General features: G+C 70.6%; 21 protein-coding genes and 1 pseudogene. 13 read left to right on the top strand and 9 right to left on the bottom strand.

The features are described 5' to 3' along the window. The first annotated feature begins 32 nt into the window (after positions 1–32). From ACLQ2T_RS19220 to ACLQ2T_RS19200, 5 genes are all read left to right on the top strand, one after another. Positions 33–1,247: a helix-turn-helix transcriptional regulator gene (locus ACLQ2T_RS19220; protein WP_425767733.1), complete on the top strand. Its 1,215-nt coding sequence runs from the start codon at positions 33–35 to the stop codon at positions 1,245–1,247. A 197-nt stretch (positions 1,248–1,444) separates the two neighbouring features. After that, the gene (locus ACLQ2T_RS19215) at positions 1,445–2,671 is read left to right on the top strand and encodes a helix-turn-helix domain-containing protein (protein WP_425767732.1); all 1,227 of its coding nucleotides are present in this window, start codon (positions 1,445–1,447) and stop codon (positions 2,669–2,671) included. Continuing rightward, a complete protein-coding gene (locus ACLQ2T_RS19210; protein WP_425767731.1) occupies positions 2,668–2,868 on the top strand; it encodes a hypothetical protein in 201 nt (66 codons plus the stop codon). Before ACLQ2T_RS19215 ends, ACLQ2T_RS19210 begins: the two co-directional genes overlap by 4 nt. A gap of 39 nt (positions 2,869–2,907) precedes the next feature. Beyond that, a complete protein-coding gene (locus ACLQ2T_RS19205) occupies positions 2,908–3,102 on the top strand; it encodes a hypothetical protein (RefSeq protein WP_425767730.1) in 195 nt (64 codons plus the stop codon). Next, a complete protein-coding gene (locus ACLQ2T_RS19200) occupies positions 3,083–3,421 on the top strand; it encodes a DNA-3-methyladenine glycosylase (RefSeq protein WP_425767729.1) in 339 nt (112 codons plus the stop codon). The genes ACLQ2T_RS19205 and ACLQ2T_RS19200 overlap by 20 nt, the downstream gene beginning before the upstream one ends. A gap of 235 nt (positions 3,422–3,656) precedes the next feature. Here the strand turns inward: ACLQ2T_RS19200 and ACLQ2T_RS19195 are convergent, their stop codons facing one another. Both ACLQ2T_RS19195 and ACLQ2T_RS19190 read right to left on the bottom strand, forming a co-directional pair. Further along, entirely contained in the window at positions 3,657–3,959 is a 303-nt protein-coding gene (locus tag ACLQ2T_RS19195) for a transcriptional regulator (RefSeq protein ID WP_425767728.1), read from the bottom strand. Next, positions 3,956–4,402, bottom strand: coding sequence for a hypothetical protein (locus ACLQ2T_RS19190; protein WP_425767727.1), 447 nt, complete (start codon positions 4,400–4,402; stop codon positions 3,956–3,958). Before ACLQ2T_RS19190 ends, ACLQ2T_RS19195 begins: the two co-directional genes overlap by 4 nt. Before the next feature lie 221 nt (positions 4,403–4,623). Between ACLQ2T_RS19190 and ACLQ2T_RS19185 the strand changes: the two are divergent. The 4 genes and pseudogenes from ACLQ2T_RS19185 (at position 4,624) to ACLQ2T_RS19170 (ending at position 7,673) form a co-directional block, all read left to right on the top strand. Next, positions 4,624–5,009: pseudogene (locus ACLQ2T_RS19185) on the top strand (ATP-grasp domain-containing protein). Further along, on the top strand, positions 4,912–5,448 hold the full coding sequence (locus ACLQ2T_RS19180; protein WP_425767726.1) for a hypothetical protein: 537 nt from the start codon (positions 4,912–4,914) through the stop codon (positions 5,446–5,448). The pseudogene ACLQ2T_RS19185 and the gene ACLQ2T_RS19180 overlap by 98 nt, the downstream one beginning before the upstream one ends. Positions 5,449–5,937: 489 nt before the next feature. Further along, positions 5,938–7,053, top strand: coding sequence for an LLM class flavin-dependent oxidoreductase (locus tag ACLQ2T_RS19175; protein WP_425767725.1), 1,116 nt, complete (start codon positions 5,938–5,940; stop codon positions 7,051–7,053). Then, complete coding sequence (locus ACLQ2T_RS19170) at positions 7,050–7,673, top strand: FMN reductase (RefSeq protein WP_425767724.1); 624 nt, start codon at positions 7,050–7,052, stop codon at positions 7,671–7,673. Before ACLQ2T_RS19175 ends, ACLQ2T_RS19170 begins: the two co-directional genes overlap by 4 nt. Before the next feature lie 174 nt (positions 7,674–7,847). Here the strand turns inward: ACLQ2T_RS19170 and ACLQ2T_RS19165 are convergent, their stop codons facing one another. From ACLQ2T_RS19165 to ACLQ2T_RS19155, 3 genes are all read right to left on the bottom strand, one after another. After that, the gene (locus ACLQ2T_RS19165; RefSeq protein WP_425767723.1) at positions 7,848–8,687 is read right to left on the bottom strand and encodes a universal stress protein; all 840 of its coding nucleotides are present in this window, start codon (positions 8,685–8,687) and stop codon (positions 7,848–7,850) included. A gap of 149 nt (positions 8,688–8,836) precedes the next feature. After that, positions 8,837–9,730 carry a universal stress protein gene (locus ACLQ2T_RS19160; RefSeq protein WP_425767722.1) on the bottom strand — a complete coding sequence of 298 codons (894 nt, stop codon included), beginning with the start codon at positions 9,728–9,730 and terminating at the stop codon, positions 8,837–8,839. Positions 9,731–9,752: 22 nt separating this feature from the next. Beyond that, the gene (locus tag ACLQ2T_RS19155; protein WP_425767721.1) at positions 9,753–10,370 is read right to left on the bottom strand and encodes a cation transporting ATPase C-terminal domain-containing protein; all 618 of its coding nucleotides are present in this window, start codon (positions 10,368–10,370) and stop codon (positions 9,753–9,755) included. A gap of 154 nt (positions 10,371–10,524) precedes the next feature. Here ACLQ2T_RS19155 and ACLQ2T_RS19150 point away from each other — a divergent pair, with 154 nt between their 5' ends. From ACLQ2T_RS19150 to ACLQ2T_RS19140, 3 genes are all read left to right on the top strand, one after another. Beyond that, positions 10,525–11,004, top strand: a complete 480-nt coding sequence (locus tag ACLQ2T_RS19150) for a GNAT family N-acetyltransferase (protein WP_425767720.1) — start codon at positions 10,525–10,527, stop codon at positions 11,002–11,004. A 47-nt stretch (positions 11,005–11,051) separates the two neighbouring features. After that, complete coding sequence (locus ACLQ2T_RS19145) at positions 11,052–11,672, top strand: hypothetical protein (protein ID WP_425767719.1); 621 nt, start codon at positions 11,052–11,054, stop codon at positions 11,670–11,672. 112 nt (positions 11,673–11,784) lie between these two features. Then, the gene (locus tag ACLQ2T_RS19140) at positions 11,785–13,308 is read left to right on the top strand and encodes a hemolysin family protein (RefSeq protein ID WP_425767718.1); all 1,524 of its coding nucleotides are present in this window, start codon (positions 11,785–11,787) and stop codon (positions 13,306–13,308) included. Here the strand turns inward: ACLQ2T_RS19140 and ACLQ2T_RS19135 are convergent. From ACLQ2T_RS19135 to ACLQ2T_RS19120, 4 genes are all read right to left on the bottom strand, one after another. After that, positions 13,256–13,564: a PRC-barrel domain-containing protein gene (locus ACLQ2T_RS19135; protein ID WP_425767717.1), complete on the bottom strand. Its 309-nt coding sequence runs from the start codon at positions 13,562–13,564 to the stop codon at positions 13,256–13,258. The two genes, ACLQ2T_RS19140 and ACLQ2T_RS19135, sit on opposite strands and share 53 nt — an antisense overlap. After that, the gene (locus ACLQ2T_RS19130; RefSeq protein WP_425767716.1) at positions 13,551–13,931 is read right to left on the bottom strand and encodes a hypothetical protein; all 381 of its coding nucleotides are present in this window, start codon (positions 13,929–13,931) and stop codon (positions 13,551–13,553) included. Before ACLQ2T_RS19130 ends, ACLQ2T_RS19135 begins: the two co-directional genes overlap by 14 nt. Then, complete coding sequence (locus tag ACLQ2T_RS19125) at positions 13,928–15,154, bottom strand: NRAMP family divalent metal transporter (RefSeq protein WP_425767715.1); 1,227 nt, start codon at positions 15,152–15,154, stop codon at positions 13,928–13,930. Before ACLQ2T_RS19125 ends, ACLQ2T_RS19130 begins: the two co-directional genes overlap by 4 nt. A gap of 127 nt (positions 15,155–15,281) precedes the next feature. After that, complete coding sequence (locus ACLQ2T_RS19120; RefSeq protein WP_425767714.1) at positions 15,282–15,419, bottom strand: hypothetical protein; 138 nt, start codon at positions 15,417–15,419, stop codon at positions 15,282–15,284. A 103-nt stretch (positions 15,420–15,522) separates the two neighbouring features. On the opposite strand from ACLQ2T_RS19120, the gene tyrS reads away from it, so the two are divergent. Continuing rightward, the gene (gene tyrS / locus ACLQ2T_RS19115) at positions 15,523–16,824 is read left to right on the top strand and encodes a tyrosine--tRNA ligase (protein ID WP_425767844.1); all 1,302 of its coding nucleotides are present in this window, start codon (positions 15,523–15,525) and stop codon (positions 16,822–16,824) included. Positions 16,825–17,386: the final 562 nt, after the last annotated feature.

Genomic DNA, 17,386 nt, shown 5'->3' with positions numbered 1-17,386 from the left:
TACCTGATGTACCCCTACGGTTGAGGTGTGCTGTGGCTGGTCAGCAACAACCCACTCCGGGTCAGCGGGTGGAACGGCTTCGTCGGGCTGCCGGGCTCTCGCGCGAGCGTCTTGCCGGCCTCAGTGGGCTGTCGCCGACGACGGTGAAGTTCATCGAGAACGGCAGGCGGTCGTTGACCTTGCGGACCGCGCAGCAGATGGCTCCGCATCTGGGGGTACGGGATCTTGGTGATCTCTTCGGCCCCTCCGTGGCGTTGTCCCTTGACGCTCGGGTCAGCCATCCGGCGGTGCACGATGTACGGCGAGCGCTGACCGCGTGGCGAATCACAGTCGACGGTGAACCGGAGAGCACCGACTATCTGCGTGGTGCGGTGGATTCGGCCTGGCAGACCTGGCACACCTCCCGGCATCAGCGCACGGCGGCCGGAGAGATTCTGCCCGGCCTGCTGGATGCCACTCAGCGAGCGGCTCGATTGCACTCCGGGGCAGATCGGCGTACGAGTCTCACCCTGCTCGCGCAGGCTCACCACCTCGCGCAGGCCTTCCTCGCATGGCATGGCGACCGGGAGTTGGTCTGGCTCACCGTCGATCGGGGAATGAGCGCTGCCCTGGACGCCGATGACCCCCTCGCCATCTCCCAGGCTAGTTGGTACACCGCGCACCTGCTGCGCTCCGTCGGCCGATCTGATGAGGCGCTGGAGCGGCTTCGGGAGGCCCGCCGACTGATCGAACCTCGGATCGCGGATGGCGGACCGGAGTGGGCGGAGATGCTGGCCGATCTTCACCTCTGTGCGGCGCTGACTCGTGCCCGAGCCGGTGACCAGGGTGCGTGGTCGGATTGGAATGACGCGCGGGCGGTTGTCGAGCGGGCGTTGCCGGACGGCTTCGTGGGTGTGCGTACGCGAGTGTCTCGGCCCCTGGTCGACGTGTATGCCGTGATGTGTGCCGTCGAGTTGGGCGACCCGGATGAGGCGCGACGTCGTGCGTACGCCTTGGACCCGGCGTCGATCCCATCGGTCGAGCGTCGGGGTCGGCATTTCGTGGAGCTTGCTCGTTCAGCCGATCTGGAGGGTGCCAGGGAGGCGACCTTGCATCTCCTGACGCGGGCGGAGGCGACATCACCGGAGACGGTCCGGTACTCGCCGGTCGCGCAGGACATGGTCAGCCGGTTGTGTCGGGAAGCACCGGCATCGGTGCGCGCCGAGGCGGTCGACCTGGCCCAGCGGATCGGGGTCACCGAACTGTAGGTACGCCTTGTCACCGGGTACGCCACGTACCCCATTCCGGGCGCGGCGCTCCTTAGCGTGATCGGGCGGTGGCTGCACGGAGTCTTGTGTGAGCGGCTTAGTCTCCTGCTCCGCCACCGGCACGCGGCGGATCGGTGCTCCTTCCGATTTCGGGGCGACCATTTCGCCGCTTCCGATTGGTGCGAGGAGGCAGGCGGATGGCCGGTTCATGTCGGGGTGGTCCGGTGGGTGAGGGGTTGCCGATCGGGCGGCGGGTGGCGTATTGGCGGGGTCGGCGGCGGATGTCGCAGCAGGTGTTCGCCGATCGGCTGGGCAAGTCCAAGAGCTGGGTGGACAAGGTGGAGCGCGGCGCCCGGTCGCTGGACAAGGTTTCCACCCTCGCCGACATCGCCGCCGTGCTGCGCATCGATCAGTCGGTACTGCTCGGCCGCGACACCCGCCACAGCGAGGTGCGGGCCCGGGCGGACGGTGTGGAACGGGTCCGGGCGGCGTTGTCGACCTACGAGATGGCCGTGGGGCGGCTGCCGCCCCGGGAGGTGCCGCCGACCGGGCAACTGGCCCGTACGGTCGAGCACGCCTGGACCACCTACCAGCACGCCAGGTACCCGCAGTTGATCGAAGCGTTGCCGCGACTGCTGCTGGACGTGCAGCGGGCCTACGCCCGCGATCCGGTGCCGGGGCGGGAGTCGCTGGTGGAGGCGTACCGGGTGACCGCCTCCCTGCTGGTGAAGCTCGGCGAGGGGGAACTGGCCTGGCTCGCCGCCGATCGGGCGATGGCGGTCGCCACCGGCGACGCGGTGCTGGTGGCGGCGGCGGGGGTGCAACTGGGGCAGGTGTTACGGGCCACCGGCCGGGCCCGGCCGGCGTTGGCGGTGCTGCGGGCCGCCGCGTACCGCATCGCTCCGCCGGATCTCGACGCCGGTCCACCGGCGCATCTGTCGTTGTGCGGCACCCTGCTCGTGCAGGCCGCTCTGGCGGCGGCCCGGCACGGCGACGAAGGGGTCACCGCCAGCCTGCTAGAGGAGGCCGCCGAGTTGGCCGCCCGGGTGGGCGAGGGCCACGATCATCACCGTACGGGGTTCGGACCCACCGCGGTCGCGGCGGCCCGGATGGTGGCGGCGACCCAGTTGGGTGACGTGGGCGGGGCCGTGGCCTGGCACGAGCGGACCATCCGGGCCGCCGGTTGGCGGTGGCTGCCCGCCGAACACCGCGCCGCCCACCTGGTCGACGCCGCCCGGGCCCACCTCCAGGCCGCCGAACCGGTCGATGCCGCCCGGCTGCTGCTGGAAGCCGACGGCACCGCACCGGCCGAGGTACGGCACCGGCCTCCGGCCCGCGAGGTGCTCGCCCAGGTGGCCCGGAGCCCGTACGCCCCGGCGACGATCATCCGGTTGGCCACCGCTGTCGGGGTGTCGCCGACATGACCGCCCCCTTCCTGTCCCTGGCCCAGATCCTCAACCGGCTGGCCCTGACCGCCCGCCGTACCCTGCGGGAGCATCGTCCGACCCCGGAGGGCACCTGCCCGGTCTGCGGTACGGCGGGCTGCGCGGCGGCCGGCACCGCTCGCGAGATCCTCACCACCATCCGGCAACTGCGCTGGCACGACCGGGCAGGTAGGTGACCGGTTGCCGGTCGAGGTGGGATCGGGTTACCTGGACGGGTGGACCATCCCTGGCTGAGCGCCCCCGCCGCCGAGATCGCGCAGACCGCGCGCACCCTGCTGGGCTGGGAGGTGTCGGCCAACGGGGTGATGCCACGCCGCAAGGGTGCCCGGTTCCCCCGAGGCGAAGATGTTCGTGTCACCTGGCGAGCCTCTGCTGTCGAGAGTCCGGAGAGTGCATTCCTTGTCGCCTGACCTGCTCGCCATCTTGGCGCAACCCGCACCTGTGGTAGCCCCGGCCCTGATCGGCTGGACGCTGACCCATCACACACCTGATGGCTCGGTCACGATCGAGTTGACCGAGGTCGAGGCGTACGCGGGCGAAACCGATCCCGCCTCGCATGCTTGGCGTGGTCGGACCGGCCCGCCTACCGGCCCGCCTGCGGCCGTCTCATGCGGACCGAGGGTCGGTGTCAGCCGGGCGAGCGAGCGACCATGGCGCTACTGGCTGACGGGTGATCCGACAGTCTCGGCGTACCGCCGTGGGCGACTGGCCACCGAGCCTGTTGCGTGACCCTGCCTAGTTGGCCGGCGCCTCAGCCTGATCCCGCTCGGCCGCCTCGATGAAGGGCAGCTCCCCGCCCGCCGGACCCTGCGCGAGCATCAACCGACACCCGACGGCACCTGCCCGGTCTGCCGTACCGCAGGCTGCGAAGTGGCCGCCGCCGCCCGCGACATTCTGGGCACGATCAAGCAACTGCGCTGGCACCATCGGGGTACGGGTTCCGTTGCCCGGCCAGCTGAGTCGGCTAGTCCGAGGTGGGAGCCGTCGCCGAGTCGACGATCTCCTGGAGCGCGGCGACATGCCCCTGATACGCCCTCAGCCCCTGACGTGTCATCGACAGCCACACCCGCCGAGTGTCGGAGCCGAGACGCTCCTGCTTCACGTAACCCGCGTTGACGAGGGCAGCGACCTGTTTGCTCAGTGCCGACGGGCTCAGCGCCAAATGGTCCTTGATGACCGACAGTTCCAGGGTGCTGCCGGCGACGAGCATCGCGCAGATTCGCAGCCGGTGCACCGGGTGAATGATCGGGTCGAGGTTCGCGGTCATCGGGGCGCCCCTGTCGACCGCCGGTGCGCTGCGCCGCCTGCCAGGTAGAAGGCGGCCGCCGTGATGGCGAGGACGACGATCGGCCATGTCTGCGCGGTGAACTCGGCGACGATGAACGCGGTCAACAAGCATGCGATCGCGGCGCCGATCAAGGCGAGGAAGGCGCGACTGGTGGGCAGCGCGAACGGCGTACCCATCCGGTACCCGGCCAGCATGTTGACCGCGATGAGGACGCCGCTCGCGGCGAGCAGGAGGACGAAGCCGTCGTCGCCCAGCGCGAAGGTCAGCGTCATGGTGCCCAGCAGGAGGGCGTTGACCGGGTAGATCCACGTGGGCCACGGCGTGTCCCGCACGGCGCGCTGGGCGGCGCTGATGTTTGCCAGCGCCTCGCGGGCCTCGGCAGGGCTCGGGACCGGGAGGTTACTTTCCATAGCGGAAACCATTTCAGATATTTTCCATCACGGCAACTTTCAACCACTCGGACGTCGGCCTGCCCGCCTCTCGTCCCGGCAGATCGCCGGGCAACCGATCCGCCGGGAATGGAAGTAGACCGGGTCCGCAGCCTCATCGAGGTGGCAAGCCACCTGCGGGGGAGGACTTCGTCGGCGGGATCGTCCTACGCCGTTAGGGGCGATTCACCTCCGCCGAGGCTCGAACCTGGTGGATCAACGGCGGTTGCGTCCTGGTCAGTTCACATCCGGACAGCCCGAACGACTTCCCGGCCCGCGACGTGGACCTTGACGCGGTCACACCGATGATCACCGCACTGGGCCTGCCGTTCGTCACGGTGACCTTGCCCTACGCGCTGACGGGGTCTGGCGGGTCATCGAGATCGGTGATGGGCAGGTCAGCGACCGCCCGGCCACCACGGATCACCCTGGCCGATTGCCCGTTCGGCGGTGCCGTGCGAGCATCACGCGTCGGCGCGTCCGCATCGGGGGAAGGGCAACAAATGGCGCCATTGGAGACGGTCGGTCAGGTCGCGGACCGGGCAGTGGAACTGGGCATCGTCGCGCCCGCAGCGGTGGCGAGTCTCGCGGACATTCGTGACGAACCACTGTCGTACTACGGCGATGACAACGCACGTGCCCTGATCGACCTCATGGACGAGCTGGGTGTCGGCGTCCGGGTGGACCCCAAGGTGGACACCCTGCTGAGTGGTTACCGAGATCTGTTCGACAGGTTCACCGCCTGTACTGGCGGTGCCGTGACTATCACCGATGTGGAGCTGCTTGACGGCGACGACGGGGAGCGCATCCGGATGCTGGTCAACGGCCGTGAGTTTGGCTGGCACCTGGAGTGTGGTTCCGGGCGGTACCTCGACATGGTGACGATCTTCGAGATTCACACATTCCTGTTGCCCGACGGGAACGCGGATCCGCGGGTGTTCATCAGCCTCATGGACGCCAACGAGGAGTCCGGTTATGTCTTCGCCGATCCGGTCGCGTTCTCGACCTTGGCTGAAGAGCTGCAGGTCAAGATGGATTGACCGGAGTTGTCGAAGGCGTCCCGGCGGGCGAACCGTGCCACCCGCCGCCACAGCGTGGCGGGTAACGCCGGCCCGAGACCCGCGAGAAGATCCACCAGGAGCCTTCCGGCCGGATGGTCCATCGCCTCGTGATCGCGGACGTGCTACGAAAGGAGTGCCCGGCGTGACAAGCTCCGGCGATGCTGCGTCCCTGCGGACTCCGCGGCTGCTGTTGCGTCGCTGGCAGGACGAGGATCTAGTCCTCTTCCTGGTGGACGGCAGCCGTGAACGTCCGAACCATCAAGGTCCTCCTGATCTGGCAGGCCGCCTTCATCCTACGAGCCGAGGCTTGCCGTGTGCTCCGGCGCGCGTGTCGAACGCAGGTGGGAGTGGAGGTGCCGTGATGGGGGACATGAGGGGAGGCCGAGTCGCGGAATAGTTGACTCGTCAAATATGTTGTCGGGGGCACCGGGGCCACCTGTCCCGGTCGGACGACACGAGGAGCGCATCATGCAGTTCGGAGTCTTCACCGTCGGTGACGTCACCGTCGACCCGACAAACGGGCGGGAGCCGACCGAGCGTGAGCGCATTAAGGCGATGGTCACCATCGCGCTCAAGGCCGAGGAGGTCGGCCTCGACGTCTTCGCCACCGGCGAACACCACAACCCGCCGTTCGTGCCCTCCTCGCCCACCACCATGCTGGGTTACATCGCCGCCCGCACCGAGCGGCTGCTGCTGTCCACCGCGACCACCCTGATCACCACGAACGACCCGGTGAAGATCGCCGAGGACTACGCGATGTTGCAGCACCTGGCCGACGGCCGGGTGGACCTGATGATGGGGCGCGGCAACACCGGCCCGGTCTACCCCTGGTTCGGGCAGGATATCCGCAACGGCATCCCGCTGGCCATCGAGAACTACGACCTGCTGCGTCGGCTCTGGCGGGAGGACACCGTCGACTGGCGGGGCAAGTTCCGCACCCCGTTGCAGTCGTTCACCTCGACGCCACGTCCGCTCGACGGGGTGCCGCCGTTCGTGTGGCACGGCTCCATCCGCAGCCCGGAGATCGCCGAGCAGGCCGCATACTACGGGGACGGCTTCTTCGCCAACCACATCTTCTGGCCCGCCGAGCACACCCGCCGCATGGTGGGGCTGTACCGGCAGCGCTTCGCGCACTACGGCCACGGCTCCGCCGACCAGGCCATCGTCGGCCTCGGCGGCCAGGTGTTCATGCGCAAGAACTCCCAGGACGCGGTACGCGAGTTCCGCCCCTACTTCGACAACGCCCCGGTGTACGGGCACGGTCCGTCGTTGGAGGAGTTCACCGCGCAGACCCCGCTGACCGTGGGCAGCCCGCAGCAGGTCATCGACCGGACCCTCGGCTTCCGTGACTACGTCGGCGACTACCAGCGACAACTGTTCCTCGTCGACCACGCCGGTCTGCCGCTGAAGACCGTGCTGGAGCAGCTCGACCTGCTCGGGGAGGAGGTCGTACCGGTGCTGCGCAAGGAGTTCGAGTCGCTGCGTCCGGCGCACGTACCGCCGGCACCCACCCACGCCTCGCTGCGCGCCGCCGCCGAGCAGGCCGCCACCGACAAGAGCGCCGGGACGGAGGCCGGCCGGTGAGCGTGCGTACCATCGCCGTGGTCTCGGCCGGGCTCAGTCAGCCCTCGTCCACCCGGCTGCTCGCCGACCAGCTCGCCGCCGCCACCCGCGACGCGCTGATCGGGTACGGCGAACAGGTCACCCTGCACCCGGTCGAGCTGCGGGAACACGCCCACGACATCGTCAACCACCTGCTCACCGGCTTCCCGGCGGAGCCGCTGCGGCAGGTGCTGGAGCAGGTCACCGGCGCGGACGGGCTGATCGCCGTGACGCCGATCTTCAACGCCTCGTACAGCGGGCTGTTCAAGTCCTTCTTCGACCTGGTCGACGCCGAGGCCCTGGGAGGTCGGCCGGTGCTGGTGGGCGCGACCGGCGGCACCGCCCGGCACTCGCTGGCCCTGGAACACGCGATCCGGCCGATGTTCACCTACCTGCGGGCGGTGGTGCTGCCGACCGCCGTCTTCGCGGCCTCGGAGGACTGGTCCGGCGGTACGGCGCAGGGCGCCCTGCGGACCCGGATCGAGCGGGCCGCCGCCGAGTTGGCCGGGCAGGTGCACCGCAACGCCCCCGCCGCCGGCCCGGCCGACCCCTTCGCCCTGACGACCGACTTCGCGCAGCTGCTCCGGGGTGACCACCCCTGACCGTCGCCGCCCACCGGTCGGCCCGGTGATCAGGCCCGGCAGGGGACGGCAGAACGGCCCGGCAACCCGGCCCGGCAACCCGGCCTGGCGACACGAGCCCGGCAGAATGAGCCGGCAACACGAGCCGGTAGGACGGCCCGGCCCCGCAGGACGACCTGCGGGGCCGGCGGCCGGTCAGACGACGTGGTCGGCGGCGTGCGGGTGGGCGACGAGCACCGGGCAGCGGGCGTGGTGCACCAGCGCCTGGCTGACCGAGCCGAGCAGCAGGCCGGCGAAGCCGCCCCGACCTCGGGATCCGACCACCACCAGCGCCGCCTGCTCGGAGGCCTCGATGAGCGCCTCGTCGGGCTTGCGGCCGGTGACCACCCGTTCCTCGACGGTCAGCCCGGGGTGGCTGCCTCGGGTGGCCGCCGCGGCGGTGGCCAGCAGGTTTTCCCCGTCGATGTCCCGCTCCCCGCAGATGTGCATCAACACCAGCGGGCCTCCGCGTCGGACCGCCTCCTCGGCGCCGTGCCCGACGGCGAGTTCCGCCGACTCGGAGCCGTCGATCCCGACGACCACCGGCCCGTCGGTCGGCAGCGGCCGGTCCGGTGGGCGGACCACCAGCACCGGGCAGTGCCCGTGCGCGGCCACCTGGGTGCCGACCGACCCGAGCAGCAGACCGGCGAAGCCGCCCAGACCCCGACTGCCCACCACGACCAACTCGGCCCGACGGGACTCCTCGACCAGGGTCGCACCGGGTCCACCGGCGACCTGCCGCACCTCGACGGTCAGCGAGGGCCACCGGTCGACCAGTTCGGTGGCGGTCTGTTCGAGCATCTTCCGCCCGTCCTCCGAGGGCGCCGGCAGACCCACCTCGTAGGGGTTGATCGGTACCCCGTAGCCGAGTGGATGCAGGTAGCCGTGCACCAGGTGCAGCGGACGGGAGCGCCACACCGCCTCCTGGGCCGCGTGCTCGGCGGCGACCAGGCTCGGCGGGGAGCCGTCCACCCCCACTACGACAGGTCGGTTCATGATGCCTCCAGAGGTCGTCGCCTCATTGTCGAACGTCGCCGGCCGGCAGACCGGCCCCCGACACACCCGTTACGGGCACGGCCCACGGCGGGCCGTGGCGACCCGCACCTTGAGCGGGTCGCGCCGGGGGAGCGGCGCGACCCCACCGATCAAGATCCTTCGACGGTACGCGGCTCGCGGACGACCACCACCGGTGCGTCCGCGTGGTGCAGCACCGCGTGACTGACCGAGCCCAGCAGCAACCCGGCCAACGCCCCGCGTCCCCGCGCCCCGACTACCACCAGTTGGGCGCCACGGGACTGCTCCACCAGCACCCGGGCGGGGGAGCCACGCACCAGCGACTGCCGCACCGGCACCTTCGGGTACCGCGGCGACCAGCGCGCCACCGCCTCGGCGAGGATCTGCTCCTCCTGCTTCTGAAAGGCGTCCAGGTCGTAGACCAGCGGCAGGATGTCGCCCGGACCGGCCGGCGTCGGGTAGAGCCAGGAGTGCACAGCCACCAGCTCGGTGTCGCGCCGGGCGGCCTCCTCGAACGCGAACCCGACCGCCTCGTCGGAGGCGGGCGAGCCGTCGACCCCGACGACCACCGGCCCGTCGGCGCGCTGCTCACCCCGGACCACCAGCACCGGGCAGGTGGCCCGGGCACTGAGCTGCACGGCCACCGAGCCGAGCAGCAGCCCGGCGAAACCACCAAGGCCCCGGCTGCCGAGCACCAGCAGGGCGGCGCCTTCGGACTCGGCCAGCATGACCGCCGGTGCCGCGCCGTGCACCACCGCGCCGGTGACGGAGACCTCCGGGGCGATCTTGGTAGCCTCGGCCACCGCCTCGGTCACGAACTGCTCGGCCTGGTTACGCAGGCCGGCGTCGGCCGGCGCCCCCGGCGCGGGACCCAACGGCACCCTCATCAACGGCCAGATGAAGGCGTGTACGACCCGCAGCGGCAGCTGCCGGTACGCGGCCTCCCGGGCAGCGGCGCGTACCGCGTGCAGGGCCATCTCGGAACCGTCCACACCCACCACGACGGGGGCGGTCTTGCTGTTCATCGAGTCCTCCTTCGGATCACTATCAGCCTGACCCATCGCGCCAGGTCACGGCCACCGACCCCGACGACTCCGCATCGTCAGCCGGAGCATCAGACCGGGCAGCACGCTCACCACCGCGCAGGCGAGCAGGTCCACGGCCCCCCAGCGGTTGGGTGCCCAGCAGGTCCCGCAGGGGTGCCACCAGCACCCCGGCGACCTGTAGCAGCGCGGAGACGGCCACGGCCAACGGCAGCGCCGGGTTGTCCCGCCGTCCACCGGGCGGCCGTGGCGCGCGGACCGCCAGAGCGACCCCGAGCTGGGCCAGACCCAGCACCACGAAGACGACCGACTGCCAGGGCCGTTCCCAGTGTGCGGCGAGTACGCCCGCACCGAGGGTCACTGCCGAGATCAACGCTCCAGCGACCAGGATGTGTCGGCCCAGCCCCGCCCCGAGCACCGATTCCTGCGGTGCGCGGGGCGCCCGGCGCAGGGTGCCGGGTTCCGCCGGTTCGGCGCCCAGGGCGACTCCCGGCAGCCCGTGGGTGAGCCGGCGGGGCGGCGCCTCGGTGGTGTTCGGCCCGTCGCGGCGCAGTCGCTGGACGGCCTCGGCGCAACTGAGGCCGCCGGGGGTCACCTGCCGGGTGACGGTGTCAGTGCTCACGGATGCACCCCTGCCCAATCTCGTCACCGTGCTGCCCCAGCGGCTGCCCTGTGGCCCAAGGGTCTCCTGTGACCGGTGGGGTGTGGCAGGGGCTAGGGCCCGCTCGGCCCGGGACCAAAGGCCCTGCCGCGGGCAGGGCGTATCGTCATCGGCGATGAGCGACGACTTACGGCTGCGTGCCGTCGCCGAGGACGACCTGCCGGAGTTCTACGCCCACCAACTGGACCCCGAGGCCGCCCGGATGGCCGCCTTCGGCGCCGCCGACCCGGCCGACCCCCGAGCGTTCGCCGCACACTGGGTCCACATCCTGACCGACCCGCAGAATCTGGCCTGGACGGTTACGGTCGACGACGCGGTGGTCGGGCATGTGCTGGCCTTTCCCGCCGAGGGACGCACCGAGGTCAGCTACTGGATCGACCCGACCCGGTGGGGCCGGGGGTACGCCACCCGGGCGCTGGCCGCGCTGCTGCGCGAGGTGACCCGTCGCCCCCTGTACGCGCGGACCGCGACGGACAACATCGCCTCGCTGACCGTGCTGCGTCGCTGCGGGTTCGTCGTCCGGGCCACCGAGCGGGCGTACGCCCCGGGCCGGGGCGAGGAGATCGAGGAGTACCTGCTGGAACTGCCGGCCTGACCCCGCCCGGACGGCGCGCTGACCTGGGCGGCCACTACCCTCGCGGGGTGAACTGGCTGGAACTCGTCGGCTGGGCCGGCTCCGCGCTGCTGGTCTGGTCGTTGGTGCAGACCCGCATCCTGCGGCTACGGGCGGTCAACCTGATCGGCAGCCTGGTGCTCATCGGCTACAACGCCGCCGTCCAGGTGTGGCCCATGGTGGGGCTCAACGTCGTACTGTCGGTGATCAACATCTGGTATCTGCGGAGGCTGCTGGCCACCCGGCACGACGAGCAGACCTACCAGGTGGTCGAGGTGGGCGCCGACGACGCCTTCCTGGCCCACACCCTGCGGGTGCACGCCGCCGACATCGCCCGGTTCAATCCCGGCTTCCGCCCCGAGCCGGTGCCCGGCCGGTCGGCCTTCCTGGTGGTTCGCGCCGACGAGGTCGTCGGCGTGGTGCTGGCCCACGACGCCGGAGAGGGGGTGGCCCAGGTGGACCTGGACTACGTCACCCCGGCCTTCCGGGACTTCACCCCGGGGGAGTTCGTCTACCGACGCAGCAGCCTGTTCACCGATCGGGGATTCCGTCGGGTGGTCAGCCCACCGGGTATGCGGGCCCCCTACTACCGGCGCATCGGGTTCCGCCCCCACGGCCCCTCGTACGTGCTGGATCTACCGGACGGGTGACCCGGCGCGGAGGATGATTCACCATCGCGGCGAGTGGGCATAGGCACCGCTACGTCGGTGGGACTTCCACCGTCGGCGCCAGCGGGCGCGGTCCTACGAGGGGGAACCGGGCGTGCACAGCTACTGGAGTCAGCTGGCCCTGGTCGCAGTCCTGATCATCATCAACGCGATCTTCGCCGGGAGTGAGCTGGCTCTGGTGTCGCTGCGCGACAGCCAGATCCAGCGGCTGGCCCGCACCGGCCGAGCCGGAGAGATCCTGGCCCGGCTGGCCCGCGACCCCAACCGATTCCTGGCCACCATCCAGATCGGCATCACCCTGGCCGGCTTCCTGGCCTCGGCGGCGGCGGCGGTGTCGCTGGCCCGGCCCCTGACGCCGTTGTTGCAGATGTTCGGCCGAGCCGCCGAACCGATGGCCATCGTGCTGGTCACACTGGCCCTGACCTTCGTCACCCTGGTCTTCGGGGAACTAGCCCCGAAACGGATCGCGATGCAGATCCCGGAGCGGTGGGCCCTGCTCGTCGCCCGCCCCCTGGACCTGCTCGCCGCCCTGACCCGCCCGGCGGTGTGGTTGCTGGGCGCCACCAGCGACCTGGTGGTCCGACTGGTCGGGCTGAACCCGAAATCCGAGCGGGACGAGATCAGCCCCGACGAACTACGGGACATCGTCGCCGGCAACCACGGCTTCACCAAGGAGCAGCAGACCATCATCGCCGGTGCGGTGGAGATCGCCGACCGGAAGCTGCGCGCCGTACTGGTGCCCCGGTTGCGGGTCTTCTGCCTGGACAGCGGCACCACCACCGAGGCGGCCCGACTGGTGCTGGCCGCCTCTGGGCACTCCCGGGCTCCGGTGGTCCGCCACGGCGGCCTGGACGAGACCGTCGGGGTCATCCACCTGCGGGACCTGGTCGGGGTCCGCGACGACCAGCCGGTCGACGAGTGCGTACGACCGCCGATGCTGCTGCCGGACTCCGGCTCGGTGGTCGACGCCCTGCGCCAGTTCAAGGCGGAACGCCAGCACATGGCGCTGGTGGTGGACGAACGGGGAGCCGTCGAGGGCATCGTCACCCTGGAGGACGTCCTGGAGGAGATCGTCGGGGAGATCTACGACGAGACCGACCGGGACATCCGCGAGGTACGCACCGACGACGACGGCGCGCTGCTGCTGTCCGGCACCTTCCCGATCCACGACCTGTTGGACATCGGGGTGGAACTGCCCTCCCGCCCGGAGGGCGACTACACCACGGTCGCCGGCCTGGTCCTCGCCGGCCTCGGCCGGATCCCCACCGTCGGCGAGCACCTGACGGTCGACGGGTGGCGCCTGGAGGTCACCCAGGTCGACGACCGGGCCATCAACGGGGTACGGCTGTGCCGCCCCGCCGAACTGGCACCGGACGCCCAGCCGACCGACCAGCAGCCGACCGACCAGCAGGCGGTTGACCAGGAGGAGGTTGAACAGCAGGCGCCCCAGCAGGCGACCGGCCAGGAGACGGCCGGCCAGAATCCGACCGGCCAGGAGACGGCCGGCCAGAATCCGACCGGCCAGACTGCGGCCGGGCAGGGGCCGCAGGCGGGGGCGCGGTCGGTCAACGCGGCGCGGGATCCACAGGAAGACCTGGCACCGGCGGATCGAACCTGAGTCGGTGCACCGGCACCTGCACGGTGCTGCGGCCCAGCAGCCGGGCGACCGCCCGGATCGCCCAGGGCCCGGAGGGGTGCCGTTCCGGGCCGATCAACCGACTGCTGAGCCGGCCGTACCAGTGGCGGGTCACCACCAGGTCGGTCAACCGCAGCGGCCCGCCCGGGGTACCCCGTACCACCAGATCCACCACCCGACCCAACCGCCGGCCCTGCTCGTCGTACGCGGTGCGGCCCAGCAACTCACCCGCCCGCACGGCCGGCTCCGGGAATCCTGCCGATCAGGTGGCGACGCAGCCACAGCTCCACCGGAGAGGTGGGCAGATCCTCGGCCCGTACCCGCAGCCGTACCGCACTGTCGATACCCGCGACGAGCCCGTACGGGATGCGCAGCGGCACCATCGGCGGCTCGGCGACGAAGCGTTCCGCGGTCAGCACCAGCATCCGGCCGATCCGGCCACCGACCCGCAACCCGAGTGCCCCCGGCCCGGTCAGCAGGGTCCGCAGGTACGGCCTCCCCTGCGCGTCCAGGGCGAACTCCACATCGTCGACCTTGCCGATCAGCCGGCCGTCGAGGTCGACGAGTTGGCGGTCGAGCAGATCATGGCTGATCTGGATCCTCACTGCCCCATTCTGGTCCCGATGGCCACCGGGATGGCGGCGATCGCCGCAGCCACGATGATCAGCAGCAGGACCGCACCCAGGGCGTTGAGCCACCGCCCGTTGACCCGGTCGCCCAGGTAGGTGCGGTCGTTGGCCACCACCAGGATCGGCAGGTAGGTCAGCGGCAACGCCACCGCACTGATGATCAACATGTACTCGGTGAGGGTCACCGGATCGATCCGGGTGAGCAGCAGCAACACCCCCAGCAGCACACTGACCAGCAGCACGGTGTGGAACCGGGCGGCCTCGCGCGGGTCGACCCGCTTACCCCACTGCCAGCCGAAGTACTGCGCGGCGGCGTACGCGGCCGACAGCCCGGTCTCCAGCGCGGCCCCGAAGGTGACCGCGAAGAAGGCCAGGGCCGCGATCGCCAGCCCCACCCCACCGAAGGCCAGCACCACCGGGTGGGCCACCTCGCCGAGGTCGGAGACCGTCAGGCCGGCGGGCCGCAGCACCACCGTCGCGGTGGCGATCAACGACAGGGCGAGGAACCCGCCGATCGGGAAACCGACCAGCACACTGAACCGGGCATCGGCCAGGTCCGCCGAACTCCACCGTTCCTCCACCCCGCCGGAGGAGAAGAAGAAGACCTCGTACGGGCTGACCGTGGAGGCGAACAACGCCACCGCGACGAACCAGTACGCCCCCCACCCCTGGCCGCCGTCGTCGATGCTCACCGCCCCCCGCCCGAGCGCCGCCCAGTCGGTCGGCAACCAGAACAGCGCCACGGCGAAGACCACGAGGGTCAGCCCGGCCAGCCCGAACAGCCGTTCCATCACCGGGAAACGCACCCGCCACAGCACCAGCCACACCGCCGCCCCGGCGACCGGCACCCAGAGCAGGTACGGCACCCCGCTGGCCAGTTGCAACGCCAACGCCACCCCGCCCAGTTCGGCGGCCAGGGTGATCACGGTGACCAGGTAGGAGGCCACCAGGTTGACCAGGGCCATCCGGGCCCCGAGCCGCTCCCGGACCAGGTCGAACACCGCCCGGCCGGTCACCGCCGCGATCCGTCCGGCCATCTCGGCGTACGCGCAGATCGCGATCACCCCGAGCAGCAGCACCCAGGCGTGCGACATGCCGAAGCGGGCACCGGCCTGACCGGCGGCGACCAGGTCGCCGATGTCGACGAAGCCACCGACTGCGGAGAGGATGCCGAGGGTGGCCGCGAGCAGCTTCTTCACCTCGACGGTGACGCGGACGCGGTCATCGAGGCGACGATATCGCCGAGAGTGCCGCTAACTACCGCGAAACCGGCATTGTCGCCCGGTCACTCGACCTGCCCACGGCATCGGGCGTGAAGCTGCCTGCTCAGCTGCCGGGGTAGAGGTTCTGGAGGCGGAGCAGCAGCTCCGGGCGTACCCGCCGGCGGACCGTCACCCGGTCCCCGCCGGCCTCGCCGTACTCCAAGCCGAGTAGGGCGAAGAGACCGGTAGAGAGCTGGGACATCTCCACGGCGGCCTCCTCGATCTTGGCAAGGTCACCCGACCGAGGTCGCAGGGCTGCCAACCCGATAGGGCGCAGAGGTGCTGATGGGGGAGAATCGGTGACCGTGACCGACAGCAGCCTCCCGCCGGCCGGGCGGGACTCCTTCCTAGACGACCTGCGGTGGCGCGGCCTGATCCAGGACTCCACCGACCCTGACGATCTGCGCGCACTGCTCGACGGCCCGGCGGCCGTCTTCTATGTGGGGTTCGACCCGACCGCGCCCAGCCTGCATGTCGGCCATCTGATGCAGGTGACCACGGCACGTCGTCTGCAACTGGCTGGACACCGTCCGCTGCTGCTGGTCGGCGGTGCGACCGGGCAGATCGGCGACCCGAAGGAGAGCGCCGAGCGCACCCTCAACCCGCCCGAGGTGGTCGCCGGCTGGGTCCAGCGCATCCGCGACCAGCTCGCGCCCTTCGTGTCGTACACCGGTGACAACGCGGCCCAGCTGGTCAACAACCTGGAGTGGACCGGCGAGATGTCGGTGGTGGAGTTCCTCCGGGACGTGGGCAAGCACTTCCCGGTCAACAAGATGCTGGCCCGGGAGGTGGTCCGGGCCCGGCTGGAGAGCGGCATCAGCTTCACCGAGTTCAGCTACCAGCTGCTCCAGGCCAACGACTTCTTCGAACTGCATCGCCGGTACGGCTGCCAACTCCAGTTCGGCGGCTCGGACCAGTGGGGCAACATCACCGCCGGGGTCGACTACGTCCGGCGGCGTGGCGCGGGTCCGGTGCAGGGCTTCACCACCCCGCTGGTCACCAAGTCCGACGGCTCGAAGTTCGGCAAGACCGAGGGCGGCGCGATCTGGCTCGACCCCGAGATGACCAGCCCGTACGCGTTCTACCAGTTCTGGATCAACGTCGACGATCGCGACGTGGGGCGCTACCTGCGCTACTTCAGCTTCCGCTCCCGGGAGGAACTCGAAGCGCTGGAGAAGGAGACCGCGGAACGTCCAGCCTCCCGTGCCGCCCAGCGTGCTCTCGCCGAGGAACTCACCACCCTGGTGCACGGCGAGCGGGAGATGGCCCAGGTGGTCGCCGCCAGCCAGGCCCTGTTCGGTCGTGGCTCCCTGGCGGAGTTGTCGCCGGCGACCCTGCGCGCCGCCCTCACCGAAGCCGGCCTGGTACGCCTGGACGAGTTGCCGGAGGTGGCCGTCCTGCTCAAGGAGTCCGGCCTGGTGCCCAGCATGAAGGAGGCCCGCCGGGTGATCACCGAGGGTGGCGCCTACGTCAACAACAACCGGGTGACCGAGGTCGACGCCGTGGTCGGGACGGAGGACCTGCTGCACGGCCGGTACCTGGTGTTGCGTCGGGGCAAGCGGTCCTTCGCCGGGGTGGAGCTGGAGGTTTCCGGCGAGGTCCGGTGAGGCCCCGCCAGGGGGTGTGACGCGCGACGCGTCCGGCGGATTTGACGTTCAATCCGTCGGACGCGTAACTTTCTCTCTGCCAGCGCGGAACGGGCGAAACGGGTCGAAAGATCCGAAGGCCGGAGCGCAGGTCGACCCCGGGAACGAGCGGCACCACCGCCTCGAGACCGGGCCGGGCGGTGCCCCGAACCCGTCGCGAGGCGGATTTGGCGAGGCGGAACCGACCGGGTATGGTTGGCCGCCGGCAGGGACCCAGGCGCGCTAGCGGGAAACCGCAGCGGCTGGCCTGCCGAAACCCCGATACGAACGGCGCAAGCCGATCAGATCGGGGTGCCCGGAGAACGGGTGGAAGCATGACAAAGCGGCGCAAGCCGATTTGACACGGCGGAAACCACCGGGTAACGTAGTAAAAGTGCCCGGCGCGAGAGCGGCGGGTGCGGGATTGGAACGGTAGCCCCGGATGGTGGCCCTGGTGGGTTGTCTGATGGTGTGTGGTTGTTCTTTGAGAACTCAACAGGGTGTTTGATAAGCCAGTGCCAAGTAGTTTATGCCCCGTGCCGGC

It is taken from the genome of Micromonospora sp. DT229, from assembly GCF_049844505.1.
Lineage (GTDB): Bacteria > Actinomycetota > Actinomycetes > Mycobacteriales > Micromonosporaceae > Micromonospora.
Note: the sequence above shows the minus strand (reverse complement) of the source record. Positions and strands in the feature narration are given on the sequence as shown.